The sequence below is a fragment of the Amorphoplanes friuliensis DSM 7358 genome (assembly GCF_000494755.1).
Lineage (GTDB): Bacteria > Actinomycetota > Actinomycetes > Mycobacteriales > Micromonosporaceae > Actinoplanes > Actinoplanes friuliensis.
In genome coordinates this window covers 8,609,679-8,636,556 of record NC_022657.1, presented here as the reverse complement: position 1 = coordinate 8,636,556, position 26,878 = coordinate 8,609,679, and the positions used below count along the sequence as shown (strand labels likewise).

Annotated in this window: 23 protein-coding genes; 17 read left to right on the top strand and 6 right to left on the bottom strand. The window is 70.4% G+C overall.

The window, feature by feature from the left end; all coding sequences use genetic code 11:
• Positions 1–48: 48 nt before the first annotated feature.
• Entirely contained in the window at positions 49–969 is a 921-nt protein-coding gene (locus AFR_RS39800; protein WP_041843342.1) for a YihY/virulence factor BrkB family protein, read from the top strand.
• A gap of 7 nt (positions 970–976) precedes the next feature.
• Positions 977–1,372, top strand: coding sequence for a hypothetical protein (locus tag AFR_RS39795; protein ID WP_023562509.1), 396 nt, complete (start codon positions 977–979; stop codon positions 1,370–1,372).
• Here the strand turns inward: AFR_RS39795 and AFR_RS39790 are convergent.
• Positions 1,358–1,942 carry a TetR/AcrR family transcriptional regulator gene (locus AFR_RS39790; protein WP_023562508.1) on the bottom strand — a complete coding sequence of 195 codons (585 nt, stop codon included), beginning with the start codon at positions 1,940–1,942 and terminating at the stop codon, positions 1,358–1,360. The genes AFR_RS39795 and AFR_RS39790 overlap by 15 nt on opposite strands.
• Before the next feature lie 100 nt (positions 1,943–2,042).
• On the opposite strand from AFR_RS39790, the gene AFR_RS39785 reads away from it, so the two are divergent.
• From AFR_RS39785 to AFR_RS39745, 9 genes are all read left to right on the top strand, one after another.
• Positions 2,043–3,017, top strand: coding sequence for a hypothetical protein (locus tag AFR_RS39785; protein ID WP_023562507.1), 975 nt, complete (start codon positions 2,043–2,045; stop codon positions 3,015–3,017).
• Between the two features lie 64 nt (positions 3,018–3,081).
• Positions 3,082–3,351 carry an SCO4848 family membrane protein gene (locus tag AFR_RS39780; protein WP_041843341.1) on the top strand — a complete coding sequence of 90 codons (270 nt, stop codon included), beginning with the start codon at positions 3,082–3,084 and terminating at the stop codon, positions 3,349–3,351.
• A 195-nt stretch (positions 3,352–3,546) separates the two neighbouring features.
• Positions 3,547–4,641 carry a BMP family lipoprotein gene (locus AFR_RS39775; RefSeq protein WP_041841487.1) on the top strand — a complete coding sequence of 365 codons (1,095 nt, stop codon included), beginning with the start codon at positions 3,547–3,549 and terminating at the stop codon, positions 4,639–4,641.
• Between the two features lie 173 nt (positions 4,642–4,814).
• Positions 4,815–6,362, top strand: a complete 1,548-nt coding sequence (locus AFR_RS39770) for an ABC transporter ATP-binding protein (protein ID WP_023562504.1) — start codon at positions 4,815–4,817, stop codon at positions 6,360–6,362.
• 86 nt (positions 6,363–6,448) lie between these two features.
• Complete coding sequence (locus AFR_RS39765; RefSeq protein ID WP_148308347.1) at positions 6,449–7,651, top strand: ABC transporter permease; 1,203 nt, start codon at positions 6,449–6,451, stop codon at positions 7,649–7,651.
• A 5-nt stretch (positions 7,652–7,656) separates the two neighbouring features.
• Positions 7,657–8,925: an ABC transporter permease gene (locus tag AFR_RS39760; protein ID WP_041843339.1), complete on the top strand. Its 1,269-nt coding sequence runs from the start codon at positions 7,657–7,659 to the stop codon at positions 8,923–8,925.
• A gap of 44 nt (positions 8,926–8,969) precedes the next feature.
• Positions 8,970–9,683: a cytidine deaminase gene (locus AFR_RS39755; protein WP_023562501.1), complete on the top strand. Its 714-nt coding sequence runs from the start codon at positions 8,970–8,972 to the stop codon at positions 9,681–9,683.
• Positions 9,680–10,957, top strand: a complete 1,278-nt coding sequence (locus tag AFR_RS39750) for a thymidine phosphorylase (protein ID WP_023562500.1) — start codon at positions 9,680–9,682, stop codon at positions 10,955–10,957. The genes AFR_RS39755 and AFR_RS39750 overlap by 4 nt, the downstream gene beginning before the upstream one ends.
• 6 nt (positions 10,958–10,963) lie before the next feature.
• Entirely contained in the window at positions 10,964–11,641 is a 678-nt protein-coding gene (locus tag AFR_RS39745) for a DUF4272 domain-containing protein (protein ID WP_023562499.1), read from the top strand.
• Positions 11,642–11,742: 101 nt separating this feature from the next.
• Here AFR_RS39745 and AFR_RS39740 read toward each other — a convergent pair whose 3' ends face one another.
• A complete protein-coding gene (locus AFR_RS39740) occupies positions 11,743–12,552 on the bottom strand; it encodes a putative RNA methyltransferase (RefSeq protein ID WP_023562498.1) in 810 nt (269 codons plus the stop codon).
• A 26-nt stretch (positions 12,553–12,578) separates the two neighbouring features.
• Between AFR_RS39740 and AFR_RS39735 the strand changes: the two genes are divergently transcribed.
• The 6 genes from AFR_RS39735 (at position 12,579) to AFR_RS39710 (ending at position 20,276) form a co-directional block, all read left to right on the top strand.
• The gene (locus AFR_RS39735; protein WP_023562497.1) at positions 12,579–13,646 is read left to right on the top strand and encodes an adenosine deaminase; all 1,068 of its coding nucleotides are present in this window, start codon (positions 12,579–12,581) and stop codon (positions 13,644–13,646) included.
• Positions 13,647–14,091: 445 nt separating this feature from the next.
• Complete coding sequence (locus AFR_RS39730; protein WP_023562496.1) at positions 14,092–17,766, top strand: sensor histidine kinase; 3,675 nt, start codon at positions 14,092–14,094, stop codon at positions 17,764–17,766.
• Positions 17,763–18,167, top strand: a complete 405-nt coding sequence (locus AFR_RS39725) for a roadblock/LC7 domain-containing protein (RefSeq protein WP_014447580.1) — start codon at positions 17,763–17,765, stop codon at positions 18,165–18,167. Before AFR_RS39730 ends, AFR_RS39725 begins: the two co-directional genes overlap by 4 nt.
• A 92-nt stretch (positions 18,168–18,259) precedes the next feature.
• The gene (locus AFR_RS39720) at positions 18,260–18,634 is read left to right on the top strand and encodes a DUF742 domain-containing protein (RefSeq protein WP_041843338.1); all 375 of its coding nucleotides are present in this window, start codon (positions 18,260–18,262) and stop codon (positions 18,632–18,634) included.
• A gap of 1 nt (position 18,635) precedes the next feature.
• Positions 18,636–19,223, top strand: a complete 588-nt coding sequence (locus AFR_RS39715) for a GTP-binding protein (protein ID WP_023562494.1) — start codon at positions 18,636–18,638, stop codon at positions 19,221–19,223.
• A gap of 534 nt (positions 19,224–19,757) precedes the next feature.
• Complete coding sequence (locus AFR_RS39710; protein ID WP_023562493.1) at positions 19,758–20,276, top strand: DUF4240 domain-containing protein; 519 nt, start codon at positions 19,758–19,760, stop codon at positions 20,274–20,276.
• A 1,003-nt stretch (positions 20,277–21,279) separates the two neighbouring features.
• Here AFR_RS39710 and AFR_RS39705 read toward each other — a convergent pair.
• The 4 genes from AFR_RS39705 to AFR_RS39690 all read right to left on the bottom strand — a co-directional run bounded on the left by AFR_RS39705 (position 21,280) and on the right by AFR_RS39690 (position 26,877).
• The gene (locus AFR_RS39705; RefSeq protein ID WP_041841486.1) at positions 21,280–23,568 is read right to left on the bottom strand and encodes a hypothetical protein; all 2,289 of its coding nucleotides are present in this window, start codon (positions 23,566–23,568) and stop codon (positions 21,280–21,282) included.
• A gap of 24 nt (positions 23,569–23,592) precedes the next feature.
• Complete coding sequence (locus AFR_RS39700) at positions 23,593–24,510, bottom strand: SatS C-terminal domain-containing protein (RefSeq protein WP_023562491.1); 918 nt, start codon at positions 24,508–24,510, stop codon at positions 23,593–23,595.
• A 92-nt stretch (positions 24,511–24,602) separates the two neighbouring features.
• Positions 24,603–25,457: an aldehyde dehydrogenase family protein gene (locus AFR_RS39695; RefSeq protein WP_023562490.1), complete on the bottom strand. Its 855-nt coding sequence runs from the start codon at positions 25,455–25,457 to the stop codon at positions 24,603–24,605.
• Positions 25,450–26,877 (bottom strand): aldehyde dehydrogenase family protein, encoded by a 1,428-nt coding sequence (locus AFR_RS39690; RefSeq protein ID WP_023562489.1) that lies wholly within the window; start codon positions 26,875–26,877, stop codon positions 25,450–25,452. Before AFR_RS39690 ends, AFR_RS39695 begins: the two co-directional genes overlap by 8 nt.
• Position 26,878 lies beyond the last annotated feature (1 nt).

The window sequence follows — 26,878 nt, the reverse complement described above, 5'->3', positions numbered from 1 at the left end:
GCCGGGCCTGCAGAGACACCGGCGGATCCATTGGGTACGGTCGGCGGCGTGAACGTCATCGACCGGGCGTACGCGGCGGTCGAGGCCCGGGTCATGGCGCTGCGGCACCGCTCCGCGTATTTCGACCACTTCTGCCGCGCGATCCTGCGGTACGACGAGGTGCTCGGCGGCCGGCTCGCCGCGGCCATCGCGTACTACGGCTTCTTCGCGGTTTTTGCCCTGGCCCTGATCGGATATTCGATCTTCGGTTTCCTGATCAAATCGAACATCGGGCTGTTCGAGATCGTCCAGGAGTTCCTGGGGCAAAACCTTCCCTTCCTCGACGTGCAGGCGATCCTGGACAGCGGCCGGACCGTCGGCATCGTGGGCATCGTCGGCCTGGTCTTCACCGGCATCGGCTGGGTCGAGGCGATCCGCAGCTCGCAGCGGCTGATCTGGCGCCTGAACGAGCAGCCCGGCTACATCGGTGTCCGGCAGGTGGTCGACCTGCTGGTGATGATCGGCATCCTGCTGCTGCTCGCCATCTCGGTGTTCGCGGTCTACGGGCTCGAGGCGCTGCTCGCCTGGATCGCTGACGGGCACGTGTCGTTCCTGCGGTCGGCGGTCAGTCTGATCCTCACCGTCGGCATCAACATGCTGCTCGCCGCGGCACTGCTGGCCGCGGTGCCGCGATTGCGGATGACCGTGCGCCGCATGGCGCCGCCGGTGCTGCAGGTCGGCATCGGCATCACGCTGCTGAACACCGTCGGCAAGTCGTTCGTCGGCCTCGTGGAGCGCAATCCCGCGTACGGCCTGGTCGCGAGTGCCGTCGGCGTGCTCGTCTACCTCTATGTCTTCAACCAGTTGCTGCTCTTCGGGGCAGCCTGGGCGGCGACCAGTCCGCACGGTCGTGTGGTGGACCTGTCGGCTGACGATAAAACTGCCCCGGTGGGGCAAAATACCTGGATTCGGAACGACCGCCCGGAATGATGGGCGCGTGGGCACTCTCGTGACGTTGCACCTGCCGCCGGACTCACCGGTGGCGGACCTGCCGTGGATCATCACCATCGGCGCGCTGGACGACAACGAGGAGTGGGAACCACTGGTCTGCGGGCCCTACGAACGCCCCCATGCGCTCGCACTGGCGCAGGCCGTGGTGGCCGACGAGGACCTGATGGCCGTGGTCGAGCCGTTGCTGCCGCTGGCCGGCGCGGACGCGATCCGCGACGAGATCGAGCTGGCCCGCGCCGGTCACAACCCCGATCTCGACGCCGAGGACTTCGACGCCGACGACGAGCCCCGCCGCACCACGCCGGGCCGCCCGCCGGCCGAGGCCGAGGTCCGGGCCGGCTTCGCCCGCATCGCCGCGAAGCTCACGTCAGCGGGTCAATAGCGTGATCACTCCGGCGAGGTAGGTGTCCTTGTCGGGGAAGCCGACCAGCTGGCGCTGCAACCCGTAGCCCGGGAGCAGACCGAACAGCACGGCCGCCACCGCCTCGACGTCGGTGTCCGGCGGCAGCTCACCGCGCTCCACCGCGGTCCTGGTGATGGCCCGGAACGGCTCGCGCAGCTCGAGGTAACGATTGCGGACGATCGTGCCGATCGCCGGGTTGAGGACGGCTTCACTCCAGACCTGGAGCCCCAGCGGGAAGTTCCCGTCCGGATGAAGCTGCCGATCGATCAGGTCCAGAACTCCACTCACCGCTTCCAGCAGTGGCAGCTTCCGGGCGGCCAGCTCGTCCAATTGAACGACCAGAGCGCCGGCCACCGTCTGGGAGATCGCATTGATGATCTCGTCCTTGGATTTGAAGTACCGGTAGACCGCCCCCACGGAGAGGCCCGCTTCCCGGATCAGGTCCTGCATGGACGTGTTGTGCAGGCCGTTCCGCAGGAAGCAGCGGCGGGCCGCCGCCAGGATCTGCTCGCGGCGGGCGGTCAGGTGGTCCTCGGATACACGTGGCACGTCCCACAGTGTAAAACGAACGCTCGTTCTTGACACCTCGCTGCCTCCGGTCCACGCTGAGGACATCAAAGAGAACGAGCATTCGTTTTAGGAGACAGACATGTCCAGGCTGGCCCTCCTCATCGCCGTCGCTGTAGTCGCCCTGCAAGCCCTGCTGGTGCCGCTGTTCGCCGGCCCCGCCGCCAACCTCGAACCGCGGGACCTGCCGATCGCCGTAGCCGGCCCGGCACCTGCGGCCGACCAGGTCGCCGCCCAGCTCGCCGCCGCCCACCCCGGCGCCTTCGACGTGCGGGTGGTCACCGACCCCGACGCCGCCATCCGCAACCGTGACGTCTACGGCGCGATCGTCCTCGGAGCGCAGGGGCCGTCACTGCACCTCGCGTCCGCGGCGAGCCCGGCCGTGGCGACGCTGCTGACCCAGGCCACCGCTGGTCTCGGGCAGGGCCGGCCGGTCCCGGTGGTGGACGTCGTGCCCACCGACGCGGACGACCCCCGTGGTGCCGGCTTCGGCGCGGGCTTTCTCCCCCTGGCCATGACCGGGATGATCGCCGGGATCCTGACCTTCCTGCTCGTCAAGCGGCGGGGCGCTCGGCTGCTCGCGCTCGGCAGTTTTTCGGTCCTGGCCGGGCTCGGTGGCGCGGCCGTCCAGCAGCTCTGGCTCGGGGTGCTCCCCGGCGACTACCTGAGCAACGCGGCGGTCATGGGGCTCTTCGGGCTGGCGGTGTCCGGCACCGTCGCCGGGCTGGCGGCGGTCCTGGACCGGGCCGGGCTCGCCCTCGGCGCCCTGATCGTGTTCCTCGTCGGCAACGCGCTCTCCGGCGTGAGCTCCGCCGCGGAGTTGCTGCCGCAGCCGTGGGGAGCGGTCGGGCAGTTCCTGCCGATCGGTGCCGGGTCGACGCTGCTGCGCTCGGTCGCCTACTTCGACGGCAACGGTGCCGCGGTCGCGTGGTGGGTGCTCAGCGCGTACGCGATCGGTGGTCTGGTCCTGGTCTCGGCCGGGAGACGCGGTCTGAGCCGGCCGGCCGCCGAGGTCGCGCCTGGTGCCGTGGAGCGTGAGCCCGCACTGGTGAGCTGAGCTCGGAACGACGGCAGGGGTGGCCCGGGTCGGGGCCGCCCCTGCCGCGCGCATACTGCACGGTGTGGTGCTCTCCCGGCGGTGGTCCGCCTTCCTGGTGGTGGTCGGTGTGTGGACCTGGCTGATCTGGCCACGGTTCGGCCTGGCGATCTGGAAGGACGACCGGTCCTTCGCGGACGGGAGCCCGACCGCGTTCCTCTGGGTGCACGCCCTGCTGATCGGCGCCTCGCTCGTCATCGGCACGACGGTGGGCGTGCTGGGTGTCCGCGCGTGGCGTGGAACACGCTCCGCCGAAGAAATCGGCGCACCGGGCGGGCCCGCGCCGAAAGATTAACGGCGGGTTACCTGGCCAACCGGGCATTTCCCGCCCCACGCTTGCTAAAGCGGCGTTCAGGCGCCGGGCCGATCGCGGACAGGTAACGGTGCGCCAACAGTCCGGCCTGATTTCCTGACGACGCCTTGGCCTGCGGCTACGCTCCCGTCCTGAGACGCACCGCGAAGTGCCGGTGCGCTGTGGAAGGAGGGCGTCTTGCGCCCAGTACGTGGGAAGCGAATCGTTGCGATTCTCGCGGCGGGTGGGCTCTCGCTCGCCGCCGCTGCCTGTGGCGACGCCCCTGACGAGACCCCGAGCGGTTCCGGCGCGAGCACCGCGGCGGCATATAAGGCGTGCATGGTCACCGACACCGGTGGCATCGACGACCGGTCGTTCAACGCCTCGGCATGGGCCGGCCTGCAGGCCGCCAAGGAGGCGCAGAGCAGCGTCGACCCGAAGTACGTGGCGTCGACCGCCGAGGCTGACTACGAGCCCAACCTGCGGCAGTTCGTCACGCAGAAGTGCAACTTCATCCTCTCGGTCGGCGGCCTCATGGGCGGCGCCACCGAGAAGGTCGCCAAGGAGAACACGAGCCAGCAGTTCGGCATCGTGGACAGCAGCATCGCGGGGGCGACCAACGTCTTCCCGATGCAGTTCGCCACCGAGCAGGCGGCCTTCCTGGCCGGCTACCTCGCCGCGGGCTACTCGAAGTCGGGCAAGGTGGCCACCTACGGCGGCCTGAAGATCCCGCCGGTCACCGTCTTCATGGACGGCTTCGCCGACGGTGTCGCCTACTTCAACAAGCAGAAGAGCAAGAACGTCGCTGTGCTCGGCTGGGACAAGGCCAAGCAGAACGGCACCTTCGCCGAGAACTTCGGTGACCAGAACAAGGGCAAGTCGATCACCAACACGTTTGTCGCCCAGGGCGCCGACGTGGTCATGCCGGTGGCCGGCGGCACGGGTCTGGGCACCGCGGACGTCGCCAAGGCGTCCGGCGGCAAGGTCTCGGTCATCTGGGTCGACCAGGACGGCTGCAAGAGCGCCGAGCAGTACTGCGACGTCTTCCTGACCACGGTCGTCAAGAACATCACCGACGCCGTCGAGAAGGCCGTCGCCGACGGTGCGTCCGGCAAGACCCTGGGCTCGACCCCGGGCTACCTGGGCACGCTGGAGAACGAGGGCGTCTCCCTGGCGCCGTACAACCAGTTCGACAGCAAGGTCGACGCCGGGCTCAAGTCCGAGGTCGACAAGCTCAAGGCGGACATCATCGCGGGCACCGTCAAGGTCGAGTCGGCCAACGCCCCGAAGTAGTTCGCGGTCAGTTCAGCATTTCGGCCGCCGCGCGGTCGCGGGTTCACCCCGCGGCCTGCGCGGCGGCTCTGCTCAGGCTGCTAACGTCCCCCCGTTGATCACCAGCCTCTCGTCTGCAGGAGATTCCGCTGAGACTCGAACTGCGCGGCATCACCAAGCGCTTCGGCGACCTGGTGGCCAACGATCACATCGACCTGACCGTCGAGCCGGGTGAGGTGCACGCCCTCCTCGGTGAGAACGGCGCGGGCAAGTCCACCCTCATGAACCAGCTCTACGGGTTGCTGCAGCCCGACGAGGGCGAAGTGCTCGTCGACGGCGCGGCGCGGGTCTTCCGCAGCCCCCGCGACGCCATCGCCGCCGGCATCGGCATGGTCCACCAGCACTTCATGCTGGTGCCCGTCTTCACCGTGGCGGAGAACATCGCGCTCGGCGCCGAGAAGACCCGCGGCGGTTTCCTGGACCGCCGCCGCGCCCGCCGCGAGGTCCTCGAGGTCTCCGAGCGGTACGGCCTGCCGGTCGACCCCGACGCCCTGGTGGAAAACCTGCCCGTCGGCGCCCAGCAGCGCGTCGAGATCGTCAAGGCGCTGACCCGCGACGTCGACCTGCTCATCCTCGACGAGCCCACGGCCGTGCTGACCCCGCAGGAGACCGAGGAGTTGCTCGCGGTCATGCGTGGGCTCTCCGACGCCGGGAAGTCGATCGTCTTCATCACGCACAAGCTCAAAGAGGTCAAGCAGATCGCCGACCGGATCACCGTGATCCGGCGGGGCAAGACCGTGGGCACGGCGTCACCCGACACCCCGGAGGACGAGCTCGCCGCCCTGATGGTCGGCCGGGCGGTCAGCCTCGAGGTCACCAAGGCCCCCGCGAAGCCCGGCCGTGAGGTCCTCAAGATCTCCGGCCTGATCGTGGACGACGACCGCGGTGTCCGCGCCGTCGACAGCGTCGACCTGGTCGTCCGGGCCGGTGAGGTGCTCGGCATCGCCGGTGTCCAGGGCAACGGCCAGACCGAGCTGGTCGAGGCCGTGATGGGCCTGCGTGAGCCGCGCGCCGGCACGGTCGAGGTCGACAACGAGGACCTGATCGGCATGAGCACCAAGCAGATCCTGCGCTCCGGCATCGGGTACGTGCCCGAGGACCGCAGCCTCGACGGAGTGGTCAAGGAGTTCTCCGTCGCCGAGAACCTGGTGCTCGACCAGTACGACCGGCCGCCGTACGGCAACGCGTTCCGGCTCAACCCCGCGGCGGTCGGCGAGGCGGCGCGGGAGCGGGTCGAGCAGTTCGACATCCGTACGTCGTCGCCGGACGCCGCGGTGAGCACCCTCTCCGGCGGCAACCAGCAGAAGGTCGTCGTGGCCCGGGAGCTGTCCCGGCCGCTGCGCCTGTTCATCGCCTCGCAGCCGACCCGCGGTGTGGACGTGGGCTCGATCGAGTTCATCCACGGCCGGATCGTGCGCGAGCGGGACGTCGGCACGGCGGTGCTGGTCGTCTCCAGCGAGCTGGACGAGGTCGTGGGGCTGGCCGACCGGATCGCGGTCATGTACAGAGGACGGATCCTGGCCATCGTCTCGCCGGACACTCCCCGCGAGGAGATCGGCCTGCTGATGGCCGGCATCACGGATCCGTCCGCGGTGGCCGTGGCGGACGATGCTCCGGGCATACCGGAAGAAGAGCCGGAGGCCGGCGACGGCGACGGGGTTGCAGAGAAGGGGACCAAGTGACCACCGACGAGCCGGCCGCGCCCGCTCCGGAAAAGCCGGCCGCGGAAAAGCCCGCTCCGCAGAAGCCCGCAGACAGCGACTCCTTCATGAGTCACTTCCTGCACAACCTGTGGTCCGCGAACACGGTCACCGTGACGCTGCTGTCGGTTGTGCTCGCGATGGTCATCGGCGCGATCCTGATCATCGTCTCCGACCCCGCGGTGCTGGAGACGTTCTCGTACCTCACCGCCCGGCCCGCCGACGCGTTCGACGCCAGCTGGACGGTCGTCAGCAACGCGTACGCGGACCTCTTCAAGGGCGCGATCGTCGACCCGGCGACCATCACGGCCTGGGCGAACGGCACCGGCACCTGGCGACAGGTGTTCTTCCCGATCTCGGAGACGCTGACCTACGCGGCCCCGCTGGTCTTCACCGGCCTTTCGGTGGCGCTGGCGTTCCGCGGCGGCCTCTTCAACATCGGTGGCCAGGGCCAGGCGGTCATCGGCACGGTCTGTGCCGCGCTGGCCGGCTTCCTGCTGCCGCTGCCGCCGGTGATCCACCTGGTCGCTGCGCTGCTGGCCGGTGTGCTCGGTGGTGCGCTGTGGGGCTTCGTGCCGGGCATCCTCAAGGCGCGCGCCGGTGCCCACGAGGTCATCGTCACGATCATGCTGAACTACACGGCCAACCTGTTCCTGGGCTGGCTGATCCTGCAGAAGGGCATCCAGGCGACCGGTCGCAGCGACGCGATCAGCGAGCCCGTCGACTCGTCGGCGCAGCTGCCCGCGGTCGGCGGTGAGCTGCGGGTCAACCTCGGTATCGTGCTCGCGGTGCTGGCCACGGCCGGTGTCGCCTGGCTGCTCAACCGGTCGGCGTTCGGCTTCGAGCTGCGCGCCGTCGGTGCCAACCCGGCCGCGGCCCGGACGGCCGGCATCAGCGTCGGCCGGACCTACACCCTGCTGATGGTCACCGCCGGTGCGCTGGCCGGCCTCGGTGGTGCCACCCAGGTCCTGGGCACGGCACACGCCCTGACCACGCAGGTTACGGGCAACATCGGCTTCGACGGCCTGCTGGTCGCCCTGCTCGGCCGCAACCGGCCGTGGGGCACGCTGCTCGCGGCGATCCTCTTCGGTGCCCTGCGCGCCGGCGGTAACCGCATGCAGTCGTTCTCGAGCATCTCCCTGGAGCTGGTGACCGTGCTGCAGGCGCTCATCGTCATCTTCATCGCCGCACCGGCCCTGGTGAAGGCGATCTACCACCTGCGAGCCGCCCGTTCCGCGCGGCTCGGCGCATCGATGGCGAAGGGCTGGTGACCCCGGTGTCGACCGCGACAGTGGAGGACCTGACGGAGGCCACGGCCCCGGCCCGGTTCTGGGACAGGCAGCGGCGTCTCGGTGTCGGCGTGGCGCTGATCGGTGTGATCGCCACGGCGGTCTTCGGTCCGCTCGCACCGTCCGAGACGGCACGGTTCACCCTCAGCGAGGACGCGAACGGCGCCTCGCTCTCGATCAACGGCCAGTTCGGCGCGATCCTCTTCGGCATCGTCGCCCTCGGCGCGGGTGCCGTCCTCCTCGCCGGTGTGGCCCGTAAGCACCAGACGTTCGTCCTGAGCCTGGGCATCCTCGGTTTTGTCCTGTCGTTCCTGTGCTGGCAGGTGGCGGGCAAATTCCTGCCGCTGGTCGACACGGCGAGCGGCACGCTCGAGCTGGCGGTCCCGCTGCTGCTCGGAGCCCTGGCCGGTGTGCTCGGTGAGCGTTCCGGCGTGGTCAACGTGGCCATCGAGGGCCAGTTCCTGATGGGCGCGTTCGGTGCCGCCCTGGTCGGCACGATGGCGACCAGCGTGTGGCTCGGCCTGTTCAGCGCGGCGATCGGCGGTGTCATCATCGCGGCGATCCTGGCGGTGCTGGCCATCCGCTTCCTGGTCGACCAGGTCGTCGTCGGCATCGTGCTCAACCTGCTGGCCCTGGGCATGACGGGCTTCCTCTACGAGCGGCTGATGCAGACCGACGCGCAGTCGTACAACGAGCCGCCGCGGATGCCCGAGTGGCGCATCCCGGGCCTCGCGGACATCCCGGTCGTCGGCCCGGTGCTCTTCGAGACCAACCTGCTGGTCTGGCTGGCCCTGATCCTGGTGTTCGTCATCCACTTCGGGCTCACCCGGACGCGCTGGGGTCTGCGGACCCGGGCCGTCGGCGAGCACCCGACGGCGGCCGACACCGTGGGCATCCGGGTCCGCGGCCTCCGCTACCTGAACGTCCTGCTGGGCGGTCTGATCGCGGGTGCGGGCGGTGCGTACTTCACGCTGGTGGCCACGGGCAGCTTCAACAAGAACATGACCGCGGGTGCCGGCTTCATCGCGCTGGCCGCCCTGATCTTCGGCCGCTGGACACCCTTCGGGGCGCTGGGCGCGGCGCTGTTCTTCGGCTTCGCGCAGAAGCTGGCCACCTATCTCAGCGTGGCGGGCAGCTCGGTGCCGAGCCAGTTCCTCAACATGCTCCCGTACCTCGCGACCATCGTGGCCGTGGCGGGCCTGGTCGGACGCGTCCGCGCGCCGGCCGCCGACGGCCAGCCCTACGTAAAAAGCTAGGGAGCCGCACCGGCCCGGACAGGGCGTGGGGCAGAATCGGCGGCATGGAGATCGACTGGCCCGCGCTGCGGGCTGCGGCCATCGAGGCCATGCGGCACGCCTACGCCCCCTACTCCGACTTCCCGGTCGGTGTGGCCGGGCTGGTCGACGACGGGCGGGTGGTCGTCGGCTGCAACGTCGAGAACGCGTCCTACGGCGTCGGCCTGTGCGCCGAGTGCGGGCTCGTCAGCTCGCTGCACGCCACCGGCGGGGGCCGGCTGGTCGCGGTCGCCTGCGTCGACGCCAACGGCCTGCCGCTGATGCCGTGCGGGCGCTGCCGGCAGCTGCTCTACGAGCACGGCGGCGCCGAGTGTCTCGTCGAGGCGCTGCCCCGGCCGCTGAAGATGTCCGAGCTGCTGCCCAACGCGTTCGGGCCCGACGACATCGAGAAGGTCACCGGGCCGTCCGCGGTGCCGGCCGTGCCCGCGCAGCTGGCCAAGTGGCGGGGCCGCGGGACCGTCTTCGTCCACCCCGACCTCTCCGGTGGTGAGCAGGTCTGGACGGGCTACTGGGAGCGTTCCGCCGGAAGCCCCGGGGAGGGTGACGCGGAGAAGGGCATCCTCGAGGAGGGCCCCAACTTCCCGACCGCCTCGGCCGCGGTGACTTGGGGTCTGACCCGGACGCCCCGGGTGGTCGTCGTGGACACCGAGGGCAGCCTGTCCTGGGCCGGCGAAGGCGAACCCCCGGAAGGCATCGGCACTAGGTGGGAGCAGGCATGAGCGAGTTTGCTGCGGTTGACGTCATTCGGGCGAAGCGGGACGGGCACACGCTGTCCGACGCGCAGATCGACTGGGTGGTCGACGCGTACACGAAGGGTGTGGTCGCCGACGAGCAGATGTCCGCGCTGGCCATGGCCATCCTGCTGCGCGGCATGACGCCGGCGGAGATTGCCCGCTGGACCGCCGCGATGATCGCCAGCGGCGAGCGTCTGGACCTCTCCGCGGTGACCCGCCCGACCGTCGACAAGCACTCCACCGGCGGTGTCGGCGACAAGATCACGCTGCCGCTCACGCCGCTGGTCGCAGCCTGCGGCGCCGCCGTCCCGCAGCTCTCGGGCCGCGGCCTGGGCCACACCGGCGGCACCCTCGACAAGCTGGAGTCGATCCCCGGCTGGCGGGCCGGGCTGAGCAACGACGAGTTCGTCCGGCAGCTCCAGGACGTCGGTGCGGTCATCTGCGCCGCCGGCGACGGCCTCGCCCCCGCCGACCGCAAGCTCTACGCCCTGCGTGACGTCACGGGCACCGTCGAGGCCATCCCGCTGATCGCCAGCTCGATCATGAGCAAGAAGATCGCGGAGGGCACCGGCGCGCTCGTCCTCGACGTCAAGGTCGGCACGGGTGCGTTCATGAAGGACGTCGACATGGCCCGCGAGCTGGCCCGCACGATGGTCGAGCTGGGCAAGGCGCACCAGGTGCGGACGGTGGCGCTGCTCACCGACATGAACACCCCGCTCGGGCTCGCGATCGGCAACGCCGTGGAGGTCGAGGAGTCCCTGGAGGTGCTGGCCGGTGGTGGTCCCGCCGACGTGGTCGAGCTGACGCTGGCCCTGGCCCGCGAGATGCTCGCCGCGGCCGGCCTCGACGCCGACCCCGAGAAGGTTCTGCAGTCCGGCGCGGCCATGGACTCCTGGAAGGCCATGATCCGGGCCCAGGGCGGCGACCCCGACGCGCCGCTGCCCACCGCCCGCGAGACCGAGGTGCTGCGCGCGACGACCGCCGGTGTGGTCGAGAGCATCGACGCGCTCGAGGTCGGGCTGGCCGCCTGGCGGCTCGGTGCCGGACGGGCCCGCAAGGAGGACCCGGTCAGCTTCGGCGCGGGCATCATGCTGAAGGTCCGGCCCGGCGACACCGTGGCCGTGGGCGACCCGCTGCTCGAACTCCGTACCGATGAGGGGTCGAGGATCTCCGCCGCGCTGGCGGGGGCGGACGGGGCCGTGCGGATCTCGCAGAATGCGCCCGCCCCTACGCCTTTGCTGATCGACCGCATAGCCTGATCGGTCATGAAGGCCGCCCCCGATCCCCGAGCGGTGCGTGACGCCAGCCTGGACGAGCTCGAGAGGCTCGGCCTGCCGCTGCCGCCACCGGCGTTCCCGTTGGTGTGGGAGCCCGGCGACGGTGTCGAGCTGCGGGCGACGGGCGAGATCGAGGCGCGGGTGGCGGTTTTGCACGTGGTCGTGGCGCGCTGCTTCGGCATGCCCACCGAGATCGCGATGAGCTGGCTGCTCAGCTCGCACCTCGTGGACTTCGTCACACCGCCCGAGTGGCAGTTCGTGGCCGGCAGCAAGGGTGACCACCGGTCGTTCGTGCTGCACCACGACGCGGTCTTCGCGCTGGCCTGGGTGCTGGGGCTGAGCCGGCACCTCGACCCGACCGCGCCGCCGGAGGACCGGCTCATGCAGCAGATGCCGGACCTGCCGGGCGGCGAGCTGTTCGACCGGTGGCGGTCACGGGCGCTGGTCGCGCCCCGGGACGCGATCGAGGCCGCGGTGCTGCTGGACCTCTACTACTGCCTGGACTGGGCGTTCCAGGAGGCCGAGAAGGCCGGCGCGCCGGTCCCGGGCGAGGTCGACAGCAACGCCATCGGCCAGCGGAGGTGGGGTCTGGAGTGGGCGGTGGTGTTTTCCGGCCCCTATCACGAGGACCCACCGGAATGGGAGGAAGTTGATCTCTCGGTCTGAGGGCCGGGTCAACTTCAAGGTCTGGATCATGTCGTGCCTGGTTGCATGGTGCTGACCGTCGCTCCCGCCGATTGCCGGCTGCGTGCTCGGCAGGGCCCGGCTCACGCCGGGCGGTAGACCGTCACATCCACTGCCGCTGTCACCGTGATGTTCTCTGTTTGCAGGTCGGTGAGGGACACGTGGTGGGCGCTCGGGGTCATGCCGATCAAGGTTCGGACCTCGGCCGCAGTCAGGTGCATCTCGTGGCGCAGGGTCGTGGTGCCTTCGGCCTCGAACAGCGTGCCCAGGTTTTCGCTGACGCGGTCGGGCTTGGCGGGGTCGACGCCGATCAGGCCGTGGGCCTCGACCAGTTCGGCGAGATGATCCTGCGCCGGCGTGACGACGATCAGGGTGCCGTCGGAGTGGAGGACTCGGCGGAACTCCGGGCCGTTGCGGGGTGAGAAGACGTTCACGATCGTCGAGACGCAGACGTCCTCGAGGGGGAGCGGGCTCCACAGGTCGGTCAGGGCGGCGGCGGCTCTCGGGTGGGCGCGGGCGGCGCGGCGCAGGGCCGGCTTGGACACGTCTAGGCCCAGGCCGTACGCGTCGGGCCGGGCGTCCAGCAGGTGCGCCAGGTAGTGGCCGGTGCCCGTGCCCGCGTCGACGATCAGGCCGTCGTCCGGGCGTACCGTCTCGGTCAGGATCTTGGTGATGAAGGTGTAGTGACCGGCGGCCAGGAAGGCCTCGCGGTCCTCGATCATCGCGGCGGTGTCACCCGAGTGGGGCGAACGGCCCGCCGTCAGGTTCACGTAGCCCTGCCGCGCGATGTCGAAACTGTGCCGCCGGGGGCAGCCGAGGACCTGATCGCCGGTCCGCTCCAGCGCCTCGCGGCACACCGGACACCGCAGGTACGGCAATGCTCCGTCGATCATCCGCTGCTTCCCTCTAACATCTGTGGATGGTTGCCATCACCCACGCCGACATCGTCCAGGCCCCGAAAGCGCTGCTGCACGACCACCTCGACGGTGGACTGCGGCCGGCGACGATCGTCGAGCTCGCTGCCGGGATCGGGCACGAGCTGCCCGAGACGGATCCCGAGCGGCTGGGCGACTGGTTCGTGGCGGCGGCCGACTCCGGCTCGCTGGAACGCTACCTGGAAACGTTCGCGCACACCGTCGCGGTCATGCAGACCGAGGAGGGCCTGCACCGGGTGGCCAAGGAGTGCGCCCTCGACCTCGCCGCCGACGGCGTCGTCTACGCGGAGGTCCGCTACGCGCCCGAGCAGCATCTGGAGCGGGGTCTCACCCTCGACGCGGTGGTCGACGCCGTGCACGCCGGCTTCCGCGAGGGCTGCGCCGAGGCGGCCGCCCAGGGCAACCAGATCCGCATCGGCACGCTGCTGACCGCGATGCGGCACGCCGCCCGGTCGCAGGAGATCGCCGAGCTCGCCGTGCGCTACCGCGACACCGGGGTGGTGGGCTTCGACATCGCCGGCGCCGAGGCGGGCTTCCCGCCCACCCGGCACCTCGACGCCTTCGAGTACCTCCAGCGGGAGAACTTCCACTTCACCATCCACGCCGGCGAGGCGTTCGGGCTGCCGTCGATCTGGCAGGCCATCCAGTGGTGCGGCGCCGACCGGCTCGGTCACGGCGTCCGGATCGTGGACGACATCACCGGGACGAGTCTGGGGCGGCTCTCGTCCTACGTCCGGGACAAGCGCATCCCGCTCGAGCTGTGCCCGTCGTCCAACGTGCAGACCGGGGCGGCGCCGTCGATCGCCGAGCACCCGATCGGGCTGCTGCACGACCTCCGCTTCCGGGTCACCGTCAACACCGACAATCGCCTGATGAGCGGCACGTCCATGTCGCGGGAGATGGCCCTGCTGGCCGAGGCCTTCGGCTGGGGCTGGAGTGAACTCCAGTGGTTCACGATCAACGCGATGAAGTCGGCGTTCATCCCGTACGACGAGCGGCTGGCCATCATCAACGACGTGATCAAGCCGGCGTACGCGAAGTTGCTGTCCTAAAGTCCGCTTTTAAGCGGCATTGGCGACACGTCCGTACTTTCGTCTCGCGAAACTGGCGATTCGGCCAGCCACCTCATCCTTTCGGACAGATTGCTGTCTCAAACACTGCACAATCCGGCATCTTGCCTTGCCGTCCGGTCACGTGCGAGCAATCGTCTGTGCTGCCGCGATCGATGGTGGATCGGGCCGGACGGTGTGCGCGGGAACCCCGTGACACCGCCCAGGGTGAGTGACTTTGAGAGATGCAGTCATATACGAGCAGTGATGACCGACCGGCGATGTTCAACTCTTCGGACGCAACATCGCATCACACAAACGGTCCGGGTCAGGCTGCTCTTTCTCTTTGACACTCGTCGTGATGGAATCTCGGGGGCCCGACCGGTGAGTCGGCCGTGTGCGGTGCCCGGTGATCCGAAGGCCGGGTCCGAATCAGGAGGACGGTGACGTGAGCAAGCGCCCCAAGACGGCGAGCGGTGTCATGTCGCGTCTCCGCCGGCCGGCCGGCCGGCTGCGGGATCTGCCGATCTGGTCGAAGCTCGGGCTCATCATGCTCGTGCCCACCCTGGCGACGGTCATCGTCGGCACCAGCGGCCTGATCGACCACATCAACGAGGCCAGCAACGCCGAGCGCGCCCGCACCCTGTCGGTGCTGTCGCAGGCCGCCGGTGGACTCGTCGATCACCTGCAGAACGAACGTGCCTTCGGTGTGATGATCGCGACCACCAAGCCGAACACCCCGGAACGCGCCGCGGCCGACACGGCCTACAAGCGCGAGCACGCGAAGGTGGACGCGGCCAAGCTGCCCTACTCGCAGCAGAAGGCCGCTCTCGACGACGTCCCGAGCCAGGTCGCCACGCTCCTCCTGCGGCTGGACCGCAACCTCGAGGAGCTGCCCTCGACGCGCAGCCAGACGGCGAACGGCAAGCTGGAGCCCAAGGCGGTCGAGGACGACTACAACCCGCTGATCGAGGACCTCCTCAACGTCCGCGACGCGTCGGCCCAGCTCGCCCAGGACACCACGCTGAGTGACCGCCTGCGCGTTGTCGCCGCGGTCGCCCGCGCCAAGAACTTCATCGCCCTCCAGCGCGACGTCGGCCACAAGGTCCTCCAGAACAACGACTTCACCCCGACGCTCCGGCGTCAGTTCCTGGAGACCGACACCGGTTACACGATCGCCACGTCGTCGATGCGTCAGGTCGCCACCAACGACGAGCGCGCGCTCTTCGACCGGGTCGTCAACGGTCCCGCGCTGCGCGGTGCGACCAACCTGACCGGCCCGCTGCAGAACCTCGGAGCCAACCGCTCCAAGGAGATCGCGTTCAACCGCGAGCAGTGGGAAACCGCGATGATCGGCTACAACGACCTGTTCCGCAGCGTGGAGAACCGCCTCGACGTCCAGATCGTGGAACGGGCGACCGAGATCCGCGACGACGTGCAGACCCGGGTCTTCATCGAGACCAGCGTCCTGCTCGGCCTGCTCCTGCTGGCCATCGTCTTCGCCTGGCTGGTCGCCCGCTCGATGGCGCGCTCCCTCCGCGAGCTGCGTCAGGGTGCCCTCAACGTCGCCCAGTTCGGTCTGCCCCAGGCGGTCGAGCGGCTGCGTGACCCCGCACTGACCGGCTCACTGACGCCGGCCCAGGTGGCCGACCAGGTCGCCGAGCCGCTGCCGGTGCGCAGCCGGGACGAGTTCGGGCAGGTGACCGAGGCGTTCAACGCCGTTCACCTCGAGGCCGTCCGCACCGCCGCCGAGCAGGCCGCCCTGCGGTCCTCCGTCGCGACGATGTTCGTCAACCTCGCCCGCCGCTCGCAGATCCTGGTCGACCGGCTCATCGGTCACCTCGACCGTCTCGAGCGCGGCGAGGAGGACCCGGACCGTCTGGCCGAGCTCTTCCAGCTCGACCACCTGGCGACCCGGATGCGCCGGAACGACGAGAACCTCCTGGTTCTCGCCGGCGCCGACTCGACCCGTGTGCAGCGTGAGCCCGCCGCCCTGATCGACGTGCTCCGCGCCGCCCAGTCCGAGGTCGAGCACTACACGCGCATCGAGTTCGGCATGATCGACCGGGACATCGAGGTGTCCGCGCACGCGGTCAACGACATGGTCCACCTGGTCGCCGAGCTCTTCGACAACGCGACCGCGTTCTCCCCGCCGAACTCCCACGTCATCGTCGAGGCCCGGCGCCTCGGTGACGGCGCGGTGCTCTCGGTCGAGGACCGTGGCATCGGCATCAGCCGCGAGCAGCTGCGCGACCTCAACGAGCGGCTGGCCAACCCGCCCATGGTGGACGTGGCCGTCTCCCGGATGATGGGCCTGGTCGTGGTCGCCCGCCTGGCGACCCGGCACGGCGTCAAGGTCGAGCTCCGGCCGGCCGACACCGAGCGCGGCACGGTTGCGGACGTCGGTCTGCCGGTCAGCGTCATGGTGATGTCGGCCTCGGCCAACCGCCTGGCGCCTGCCGCGCACAACCCGTACGAGCAGCAGCAGCAGCAACGGCCGCAGTTCGCCGAGCCGCCGCTGGCCCTCGAGAGCGGCTCCAACGGTCGCGGTGGATACCCGGCCGGACGTCCGTTCGACCCGAACCCGCCGATGCCCGCCGGTGGCATGCTCGGCACGGGTGGCAACCGCTCGGTTCCCGCCTGGTCCGACCTGACCGGCGCGCCCTCGAACGGCTTCGAGCCCAGCGCCAACGGCTTCGGTGGCCCGTCGAACGGCTTCGGCGGTCCCAACGGCTTCAGCAACGGCTCGAACGGATCGAACGGCTCGAACGGTGCCAACGGCTTCCACGGCCCGCGCAGCAACGAGCCGATCCCGCCGCTGCCGCAGTCGCCGGCCGGCCCGCAAGGCTTCAGCGGCCCCGACGGCCTGCCGCAGCGTCGCAACGGTGAGAACCAGCGCCCCGAGGACACGGGCTCGTACGGTCACACCATCCCGCGTCAGCTGCCGGCCAACCCGGAGACGCAGAGCCGCAGCCCGTTCGTGCCGCCGGTGTCGGCGCCCCCGGTCCCGCCGGTCTCCGCGCCGCCGGTGCCGTCCGCCCCGCCGTACGGTGGTGGTCGCCCGGTGTCGTCGCCGCCCGCCTCGGGTCCGCCGGCCTCCGCGCCGCCGTACCAGCGGCCCGAGTCGGCGCCGCCCGCGCCGCAGTCGGCCGCCTCGGCCCCGCCGGCCTGGCCGCCGGTCACCACCGACCGCGAGTCCGGCCACACGCCGCACGTCCCGGAGAGCCTCGCGGCCGCCCTGGACATGACGGCAGAGCTTCCGCGGTACCGCGCGGACCGGGGTGCCACCGGTTCGCAGCCGCAGGTCGCCCGTCCGACCAACCCGCAGAACGGCACCCCGCAGTCCGAGGCAGAGCGGTCGGCCGCGGCCGCCGCAAAGGCCCACGAGGCTGCGGAAGCCCAGGCAGCCGCCGCTCAGGCGACCGCCGCCGCGCAGATCGCCGCGGCCCAGGCCGCTGCTCGTCAGCGCGCCGCGGGTGACTCGCAGGGTCAGTTCGCCGACGAGACGATGGAGCTGCCGATCTTCCGGGAGCTCGAGTCCGCCTGGTTCACGACCGCACGGCCCAACGAGCCCGCGAAACAGCAGGCACCCGTCGAGCCGAAGCCGAAGCCGGCCCCTTCCGAGGGTCCCGACTCGGTGGTCACGACCCAGCGCTTCTCGACCGGGGAGCCCGCCCGCTCGGCCGGTGTGCCGCAGCAGGCTGCCTCGCCGGAGAAGCTCAACGGCGAACCCGCGTTCGACCGCGAGCCGGCCCGCGACCGGGACCCGGCGACCGTCGGCGCTGCCTCGTCCGCCGGTGCGGTCAACGGCAACGGGTCCGGCCCGTGGCAGACTGCCGCCGACGACGGCTGGCAGGCGGCCCGCAAGGCCGCCGAGATGCCCGTCGACACGACGACGACGGCCGGGCTTCCGCGCCGTACGCCGATGGCACAGCTCGTCCCGGGTGGTGTAGACCGGGCCGAGACCTCCGTTCAACGCCGCACTCCCGAAGCGGTCCGTGGGCTTCTGTCCGCGTACCACCGTGGTGTGCAGCGGGGTCGCACGAAGGAAAATTCGACCAACCCGGAGGAGACTCCGGGAGGGCAGCAGTCCTCGCAGGCTGGCAAGGAGCATGAAGCATGACAAGTACGCAGGATCTTGGTTGGCTTCTGGCCAACTTTGCCGACCGCGTTCCCGGGGTGGCGCACGCGATCGCGGTCTCCGCCGACGGTCTGCTTCTCGCGGCCTCCAGGGACCTTCCGCGGGACCGTGCCGACCAGCTGGCGGCCATCGCCTCCGGCCTGGTCAGCCTGACCCAGGGCGCCGCACGGTGCTTCGAGGGCGGTGCGGTGCTGCAGACGGTCGTCGAGATGGACAACGGGTTCCTCTTCCTGATGTCGATCTCCGACGGTTCGTCGTTCGCCGTGCTCGCAGCCCGCAGCTGTGACGTCGGACAGGTGGGCTACGAGATGGCGCTCCTGGTCGACCGGGTCGGCGAGGCGCTCACGCCCGCGCCGCGCTCCGCGGCTGGAGTGCTCGGCTGAACGGATGGTTAGCCGGCTCCGACCGGCATCTGTCCAAACGCTTGACGACAAGAGACACTTCTATGGGCCAAGGGATGGGGTGAGCGGTGACGATGCCCGAACGCGATGAGCCGACCGGCGCACTGGTCAGACCGTACGCCGTGACCCGTGGCCGAACCCGGCCGAAGCTTGAGATCGCGCTGGAAGCGCTTGTCGAGACGACCGTGCGTGGCCGTTCCACCGGAACGGGCAGGGGCGGGACAGAACACCAGTACATCGCGGCGATGTGCGACGGCGGCAGAGTTCAGTCGCTGGCCGAGATCGCCGCACGCATGCAACTACCGCTCGGGGTGGCTCGAGTGATCGTCGCAGACATGGCCACCGATGGCCTAGTCGCGGTGTACGAGCCGACATCGCTGGAGGATGAATCCGATGCGGTGGGTACGGAACTGCTGGAAAGGGTGCTGAGTGGACTTCGCAGGCTCTGACATGTCGCGCCGGCCGGCCGCCGGGCGTGTGACATCGGCGAAGATTGTCATCGCCGGTGGCTTCGGTGTCGGTAAAACGACGCTGGTGGGGTCGGTCTCTGAGATCACCCCACTGACCACTGAGGCGATCATGACCTCCGCCGGTGTCGGCGTCGATGACAACCGGCAGGTGCCGGGGAAAACGACGACGACGGCGGCAATGGACTTCGGCCGTATCAGCATCGACCGGGATCTGATCCTGTACCTGTTCGGAACACCGGGCCAGACACGTTTCTGGTTCATGTGGGACGAACTGGTCCGGGGCGCCATCGGTGCCGTCGTGATGGTGGATACGCGTCGGCTCGCCGATTGCTTCGCCGCCATCGACTTCTTCGAGCACCGACGGTTGCCGTACCTGGTCGCCATAAACTGCTTCGACGGTATGCAGTACCACAACGCCCAGGACGTTCGCGACGCGCTCGCGATCTCCAGTGACGTCCCCGTGGTGAGCTGCGACGCCCGTAACCGCGAGTCGACGAAGAACGTACTCATCTCGCTAGTCGAGTACGTCCTGACCATGCGTCGCTCGCGCGCGGTAGCGCCCGCCTGACAGGCTGCTGAAAGTCCCGCTCTGCCCGCCAGAGCGGGACTTTTGCACGCCCAAACTCCACCCCGACCGCTCCCAGATCACCCGCATGTCCGGCGGTCGACGCCCGGCCGGCCGGTACGGGTGGCGGCTCTTTAATCCCCCGGCACAACCAGACCTTGCCGTCCGCCTGCCCACAGCCTCGCGGACCACGTCGCCCCACGCCCCATCAGCCACGCCACCACGTCCGCGCGCGAAGCCCGGACCCAGGCTCGATGGCACACTGCCCCGCCGCGATGCCGCGATGCCGCGATGCCGCGATGCCGCGATGCCGCGATGCCGCGATGCCGCGATGCCGCGATGCCGCGATGCCGCGATGCCGCGATGCCGCGATGCCGCGAACGCTGAACGGCCCTGAAGCCGCCCGGACGATCCTCAACCGGGCCGCGGTTGAGCCACTCACCGCCTGGGCCCAGGAACGGCTCACAGGCACGCTCGCGGGCCGCCACCGGCCTTTGTGAGCTTGTCGGTGGCTCCCGCTACCATCCGCGCGTGACGATGTTGCCGACGCCGGAGCACGAGGACCGATTCTGGTCCCTCCTCGAGGAAGCCTGGGCACCCCAGAGCAAAAAGACCAACAAAGCGCGCCGCAAACTGGCCGAACGCCGCCCAGGCAAGGACGTGGACGTCGAAGACCTCGAGGAAGCCTGGGAAGACGTCCAGGAGCACCTCGAAGCCGCATGCGCCGAGCTCACGACCGAGGAACTCACCGACCTCGACCGCGTCGTGGAACGCAAGCTCTACAACCTCGACCGCGCAGACCTCCAAGAAGTCACCGACGGCTCCGACGACGGCTTCTTGTACGCCCGCGGCTTCATCGTGGCCATGGGCCGCACCTACTACGAAGCAGCGAAGGCCGAACCCCGCCTCGCCGTCCCCGATGCTGAGGCCGAGGAGATGTGCTACCTCTTCGCGCACCTGAACCAGAACCGCTTCGGCACGTTCCCAGAAACAAACTCCGGCATCAGCCGCGAATCCTGCTCCAACCCCACAGGCTGGCCCACCCTCACCAACTGACCCCAACCCGCCGGCCACGACGGCCCCGCCCTCACCCGAGCCGAGCACGCGTCGAGTCGAACAGCCACCGCTCGCCAACCTCTGCCCGCACCAGATCTCCCCAACGTGCGAGCAGGCGTGGCGCAGGCCCAGCCACCGAGCAGGGGCCTGGAACATCAGAGAAAGCGCCCGACAGCAGGCACCGGGCCGGCCCGGGCCCGGCACCGGGCGCCGGGAGTTGGGCGCCGGGAGTTGGGCGCCGGGCACCGGCAGCGGGCACTGGGAAGCAGGGACCGCAACCGGCGAGGTGCGCCGCCTGACCCCCCACCCACCCCGGCCTGCCCAACAAAATCCCCCGGCAGAACCACAACGCGGAAGCCAGACCACAAACCGCAAGGGGACCGCCCACCCCGGCCATCCACCCAGCAGCGAGCAACCAAGAACCCACCGCAAGAAATAGCCATGCAAGGTTGGGGGCCGGGGGTGACCAAGAACGGCATAAAACGCTCCACAGCCGTCTTGGTCACCCCCGGCCCCCAACCGTCCACCGCAACCAAACCCAAGCACTCAGGCCGCAGCCGACGACCACCTCCGAGGCTCGGGGTTCTGGGGAAGCGAAGCGCGGGGTGTGGGGGCGCGGGCGTCGGCACCCGGGGTGTGGGGCAGCGGGATGTGGGGCCCGGGGTGTGGGGGCGCGGGGCGTCAGCACCCGGCGTGTGGGGGAGCGGGGTGTGGGGCGCGGGGTCTGGGCGCGCACGCAGGCCGCACGGTGTGGGATTGCGAAACTCGGCGGCATTGGCGGGGCGGGGTGTGGGGCTGTGGTGGCGCGAGATGCTCGCCGAGCTCGCCGCGGACGGGACCCTGGCGGCGGGTACGCGGCTGCCATCCCCACGACGGGCGCTGGCTGCAAAGCATGATCCTGGCCCGGGCCGCCCAGGCGACTGCTCACTGTCGCAACTTCGGGGCCCGCAAACGACAGCGGCCACGCCCCCAGCTGGGAGCGTGGCCGCCGTACGCGTGCTTGTCAGCTGCTGCGGTACCCGGCGTTGCGGAAGTCCTCGGGCGTTCCGCCGTCGCGGCTGAAGTCCCAGCCGCCGGCTGATTCGCGGCCGGGGCGGCCGCCGATGGCGTAGCCGCCGATTTCTTGGCCTCGGCGCCAGCCGCGGAAGTAGCCGGTGGTGTGGGCGGCGATGCTGGCCGCGTCGCGGACGATGCGGAGGGGGCGTTCTTCGCGGAGCGGGGAGCCCGGGACCAGGTTGGCCTGGGGTACACGCTTCGGAAGACCAGCGGAGGTTTCTGCGGCCACCGACGGGGTGGCGGCTTTTTCAGCCGCGCGCCAGCCGGTGTCGGACGCGTTGGCCCATTCGAGGTTGTCGGAGGCTTCTTCGTCGTGGCCGGTGAACCAGGCGGAGCGGGCCGCCGCGAAGATCAGGAGGTCGCCGTCGCCTTCGGCCGGGACCGGGGGTGTGGTGCTGCGGTCGAGGGCGGTGAGGGTGGTGCGGCGGGCCATGGCGGCGCGGCCGTTGCGGCCGGGGCGGTCGTCGACGAGGCGCAGCGGGGGTGGTTCGGAGATGGCGGTGACGTCGGCGGGGGTGTTGGCCAGGCCGCTGAGCTGGGATTCGACCAGGCGGAGGGCTGGGGGCTCCTTCGGCATGTCCTGCCACGGCGGGCGGACACGGCCGTCGGTCGGCGGGCTGCTGACCGCGGCGGCCGGCGGAGTGGCGGCGTCGTCGTTGGTGTTCATGAGGGGCCAGTTGGCGCGGGAGCCGGGTTCTGGCATGTCCTGCGTCGACCGCTGGGCGGGCATGGGCAGGGAGTAGTCCGTGGCACCGTTCGCGGCTGGGGACTGCGGGGTGCTGCGGGTGCTCGGTCGCGGCGGGATGACTGTGCGCTGGCGTTCGGCGCGGGCGTTGCTCATCGCGGCGTTGGTCAGGGTGGGGCGGAAAGGCTGCCCGGAGTCGGCGGGTGGCACCGACGACGGGCGGGAGCCCGGCACGATCGGTGTCATGCCCGGCGGGGGCGGCGGGACCGAGACGGGGCGGCTGGCCGGGCCCGGGTTCGGGGTGCGGCTCGGGAGGCCTGCGGCCGGGGCGACCGGCGGCGGTGTGACGGGCCGCGGTGCCATCGGCGGGGGCATGATCGGCTCGGGGGCGACCGGCGGGCTGGTCAGCGGTCGCGGCATCGCGGGTGCGTTGCTCGCGGCGGCGGGCTCGGGGCGGCCGCGGCGGCCCAGTCGTGTGCCTGTGTCGGACGGGCGCAGACGGGTGCCGGTGTCGGAGGGGCGGCTGAGTCGGGTGCCTGTGTCGGACGGGCGCGCTGCCGGGGCACTGGCGGCGGGCTCGGCGGCACGGCGGGAGCCGGCTTGGCGGCGACCGGCGGCACCGGTGGCCGACTGGGTGCTGATGCGGGCGACGAGCGTGCCGACGAGAGCTTCGCAGGCGGAGTCGCACGAGCGCACAGCGCCGATGGCGTGGCGGACCGTGTCGGCGGCGGCGGGGGACAGCGACTTGTTGACGCCTCCGCGGCGCGGGGACTCGCTGATGGCCACGACCAGGGCGGTGACGGCGGCGACGACCTGGTCGTCGGTGCCGGCGCCGGCGCGGGTGAGTTCGGCGGCGACGTCCTCGGCGACCTGTTCGGCGTCGTGGCCGCGGCCGGTGAGGCGTCCGGGCTCGGGCAGCGCGTCGAGCACGGCCAGGGCCAGCGGATGCGCCGGGTCCGGGTAGGCCCTCAGCGCGGCCGGGTAGAGCTCACGCAGGACCTCGCGCAGCGCGGAAGCCGCGGAGTGTCGCCCGTTGAGCATCGCGACGTGTGCCGCGAGGACGGGCTTGTAGCTGATCAGCTCGCGGGGAGCCGGGATGGTGGCTGCGGCGATCACACCGGCCTGCAGCGCGCGGGCCAGGCCCACGGCGCGGCGGGCGGCCGGGGGCGCCGAGATCTCGTCGGGGGACTCGTCGTCGGCGAACCGTTCGGCGAAGTCGTCGGTCGAGTCGTCGTCGGCAACGACCAGGGGACGGCCGGCTGCGGTGAGCAGCGACGTGACCATGTGGTCGTCGCTGTCGGCGGCGACCGCGGCGTCCGCGAATCCACTCGTCCGTTCCACGAGAAGCGTGCCCAGCTGGGCATAACCCGCAGGGTCGTCGCTGATCTCGTGGACGCCGAGCAGCCTTCCCGCGTCGTCCACCACGGCGATGGTCAGTTGCGATCCGGCCGTAGCCGAACGCACCGTCTCATCAGCCGACGCCAGACCGCAGTACACGCGCACGAGCGCCACGGCGTCGTCCTCCTCCCCGGGACTGCTGTATTCGGCCAAGGACTGATAGTCCCCGCTGACGGGTCAGTCGCGCCAGTCCACAGCGGCAGAGATCTTGCCGATAATCGAACGCCAACCCAGACTCGCCTGTTGTGCCCCGATTTTACGGAGCTTCCGGCGTCCGAAGAAACCGCCCATTCCGCCACTCTCCGCGGACCGGAGGGACTCGTCCAGGTCGTCGAGCGGTGAACCGGGCGCCAGGGCCAGGATCACCGGCTTCAACCGGAGCCCGTGACCCAGGTCACGGGCCACCTCGCCGGCGGCGATGAGCAGGGGCAGGTCCCACGTGTCGTGCCCGCCCCGCAGGTTTTCCACGACGAGGTCCAGCTCGTAGCGGTCGTCGGCGGCCGGGTCGATGTCGGACGACTGTACCCGCTCGGCGACGGTCGCCCAGGTGTCGAGCTGTGCGAGGTCGTGCGGAGCACCCGATCGAATGAAGGAGACCAGCGATTCGGGGGTCTTGAAGGTGAGCAGCTTGCCCTTGTGGCTGAGGAAGATGGGCACTTCCTCGTCGGCTTCCTCGGCTTCGGTCTCGTCCGGCTCGTCGGCGAAGTCGGCCGCGTCGGGCTCCTCGACGACCTCTCCGTCCTCGGTGACGACCTTGTTGTCCGACTTGCGGTCGGCCTTGGAGTCCGTCTCGCCCTCGGCGACCAGCGCCGAGAACTCGTCGTCGACGATGACGCCTTCCTCCTCGGCGCGGCGGGCCGCGGCGCGGCGCTCACGGGCGTCGAAGGGGTCGTCCTCGTCGGTCTGGATCTCGGTCGGCGTCAGCTCGGAGGCGAGCCTGTAGGCCCGGAGCGTGAGTCCGACGCCGCCCGGCATCGCGATCTCGATGGGGGCGATGCGTACCTCGTCCCACAGCTCACGGCCGGAGAGACCATCCTCGACGACGGCCTTCTCTTCCTTGACCGTCGAGCCCTCTTCGGGCGACTGGCTGGTCACGGTGACCTCCGGGTTGGTTCAAGCGAGCTGTTCGGACGGGTGAGTCTGGGCACACACCTTAGTGGGCGCTGCTGAAAGGTGGCAGACCGAGGTCAGAAACCCTTCGGGTGCCACACCGTCTTGGTCTCCAGCAGCGCGGTCATCGGGTGCAGGCCGGGGTCGGCGGTGAAATCGGGTGTGTCCACCGGTGGGCGGAGCACCCGCTTGAGGTTGCCGGCCGCGGCTCGTTCCAGGTCGGCGGCGAGTCCGGTGTCCGCCACGCCGGTGAGGTCGAGCGCGTTGACGTCGTCGTGGGACGCCAGCCAGGGCGCGGTCTCGGCGGCGTGTCCGGTGAGAATGTTCACCACACCGCCGGGCACGTCGGACGTGGCCAGCACCTCGGCCAGCGTCACGGCGACCTGGGGGCTCGCGGCGAGCACCACGACCGTGTTGCCGGTCACGATGGCGGGCGCGATGACGCTCACCAGTCCCAGGAACGACTCCGGTGCGACCACGCCGACCACGCCGGTCGGCTCGGGCGCGGAGATGTTGAAGAACGGGCCGGCGACCGGGTTGGCTCCGCCGTGCACCTGGGCGATCTTGTCGGACCAGCCTGCGTACCAGATCCAGCGGTCGACGGCGGCGTCCACCTCGGTGGCCGGAACACCCAGGGTGACGAACTCGCCCCGCCGCGCCTCGATCATCTCGGCGATGCGGTAGAGCACCTGACCCCGGTTGTACGCGGTCGCGCCGGCCCATTTCGGCTGCGCCTTCCGGGCGGCCACGACGGCGTCGCGGGCGTCCTTGCGGGAGGCGAGGGCCACGTTGTCGCCGTCCACGAGATAGGTCCGTCCTGATTCGCTGCGCGGGAACGCCCCGCCGATGTACAGCTTGTAGGTCTTGCGGACGCCGAGCCGTGCGGGCGCGGTGACGGCGGCGACCTTGGCCGGCTTGTCGGACTTAGGCAAGGTAGGCCTCCAGGCCGTGCCGGCCGCCTTCGCGACCGTATCCGGACTCCTTGTAGCCGCCGAACGGCGACGTCGGGTCGAACTTGTTGAACGTGTTGGCCCACACCACGCCGGCGCGCAGCTTGTCGGCCATGGCGAGGATCAGCGAGCCCTTCTCGGTCCAGACACCGGCCGAGAGACCGTACGGCGTGTTGTTCGCCTTCTCGATCGCCTCGTCGGGTGTGCGGAAGGTCAGCACCGACAGGACCGGGCCGAAGATCTCTTCGCGGGCGATGCGGTGCGCCTGGGTCACCCCGGTGAAGATCGTGGGGGCGAACCAGAAGCCCTGGGACGGGAGCTCGCACGGCGGCGACCAGCGCTCGGCGCCCTCGGACGCGCCGATGTCGGACAGCTCGCGGATGCGGGCGAGCTGGGCCGCCGAGTTGATCGCGCCGATATCCGTGTTCTTGTCCAGCGGGTCGCCGACCCGCAGCGTGGCCATGCGGCGCTTGAGTGCGGTGAGCACCTCGTCGTACGCGGACTCCTGCACCAGCAGTCGTGAGCCCGCGCAGCAGACGTGCCCCTGGTTGAAGAAGATGCCGTTGACGATGCCCTCGACGGCCTGGTCGATGGGCGCGTCGTCGAAGACGATGTTGGCCGCCTTGCCGCCCAGCTCGAGGGTCAGGCGTTTGCGGGTGCCCGCGACGGACCGGGCGATCTGCCGGCCGACCTCGGTCGAGCCGGTGAACGCGACCTTGTTGACGTCGGGGTGCTCGACGAGCGTCCGGCCGGTCTCGCCGGCGCCGGTGATGATGTTGACGACGCCCGGGGGCAGGTCGGCCTGGCGGCAGATGTCGGCGAAGAAGAGCGCCGACAGCGGCGTGGTCTCGGCCGGCTTGAGCACGACGGTGTTGCCGGCGGCCAGGGCGGGGGCGATCTTCCAGGCCAGCATCATCAGCGGGAAGTTCCACGGGATGACCTGGGCGGCGACACCCAGCGGCTGCGGGTTGGCGCCGAACCCGGCGTACGCGAGCTTGTCGGCCCATCCCGCGTAGTAGAAGAAGTACGCGGCGACCAGCGGCAGGTCGACGTCGCGGGACTCCTTGATCGGCTTGCCGTTGTCGAGGGACTCGAGCACGGCCAGCTCGCGGGAGCGTTCCTGGATGATGCGCGCGATCCGGAAGAGGTACTTGGCGCGTTCGGCACCGGGCAGCGCCGACCAGGGGCCGAACGCCCGGCGCGCCGCGGCGACGGCCAGGTCGACGTCCTCGGCACCGGCCGACGCGACCTCGGCCAGGACCTCTTCGGAGGCGGGGTTGACGGTCTTGAAGACGCCGCCGGACGACGACGCGGGAACGAACTCGCCGTTGATGAACAGGCCGTACGAGGGAGCGATGTCGACGACCGAGCGGGATTCGGGTGCGGGTGCGTATTCGAACATG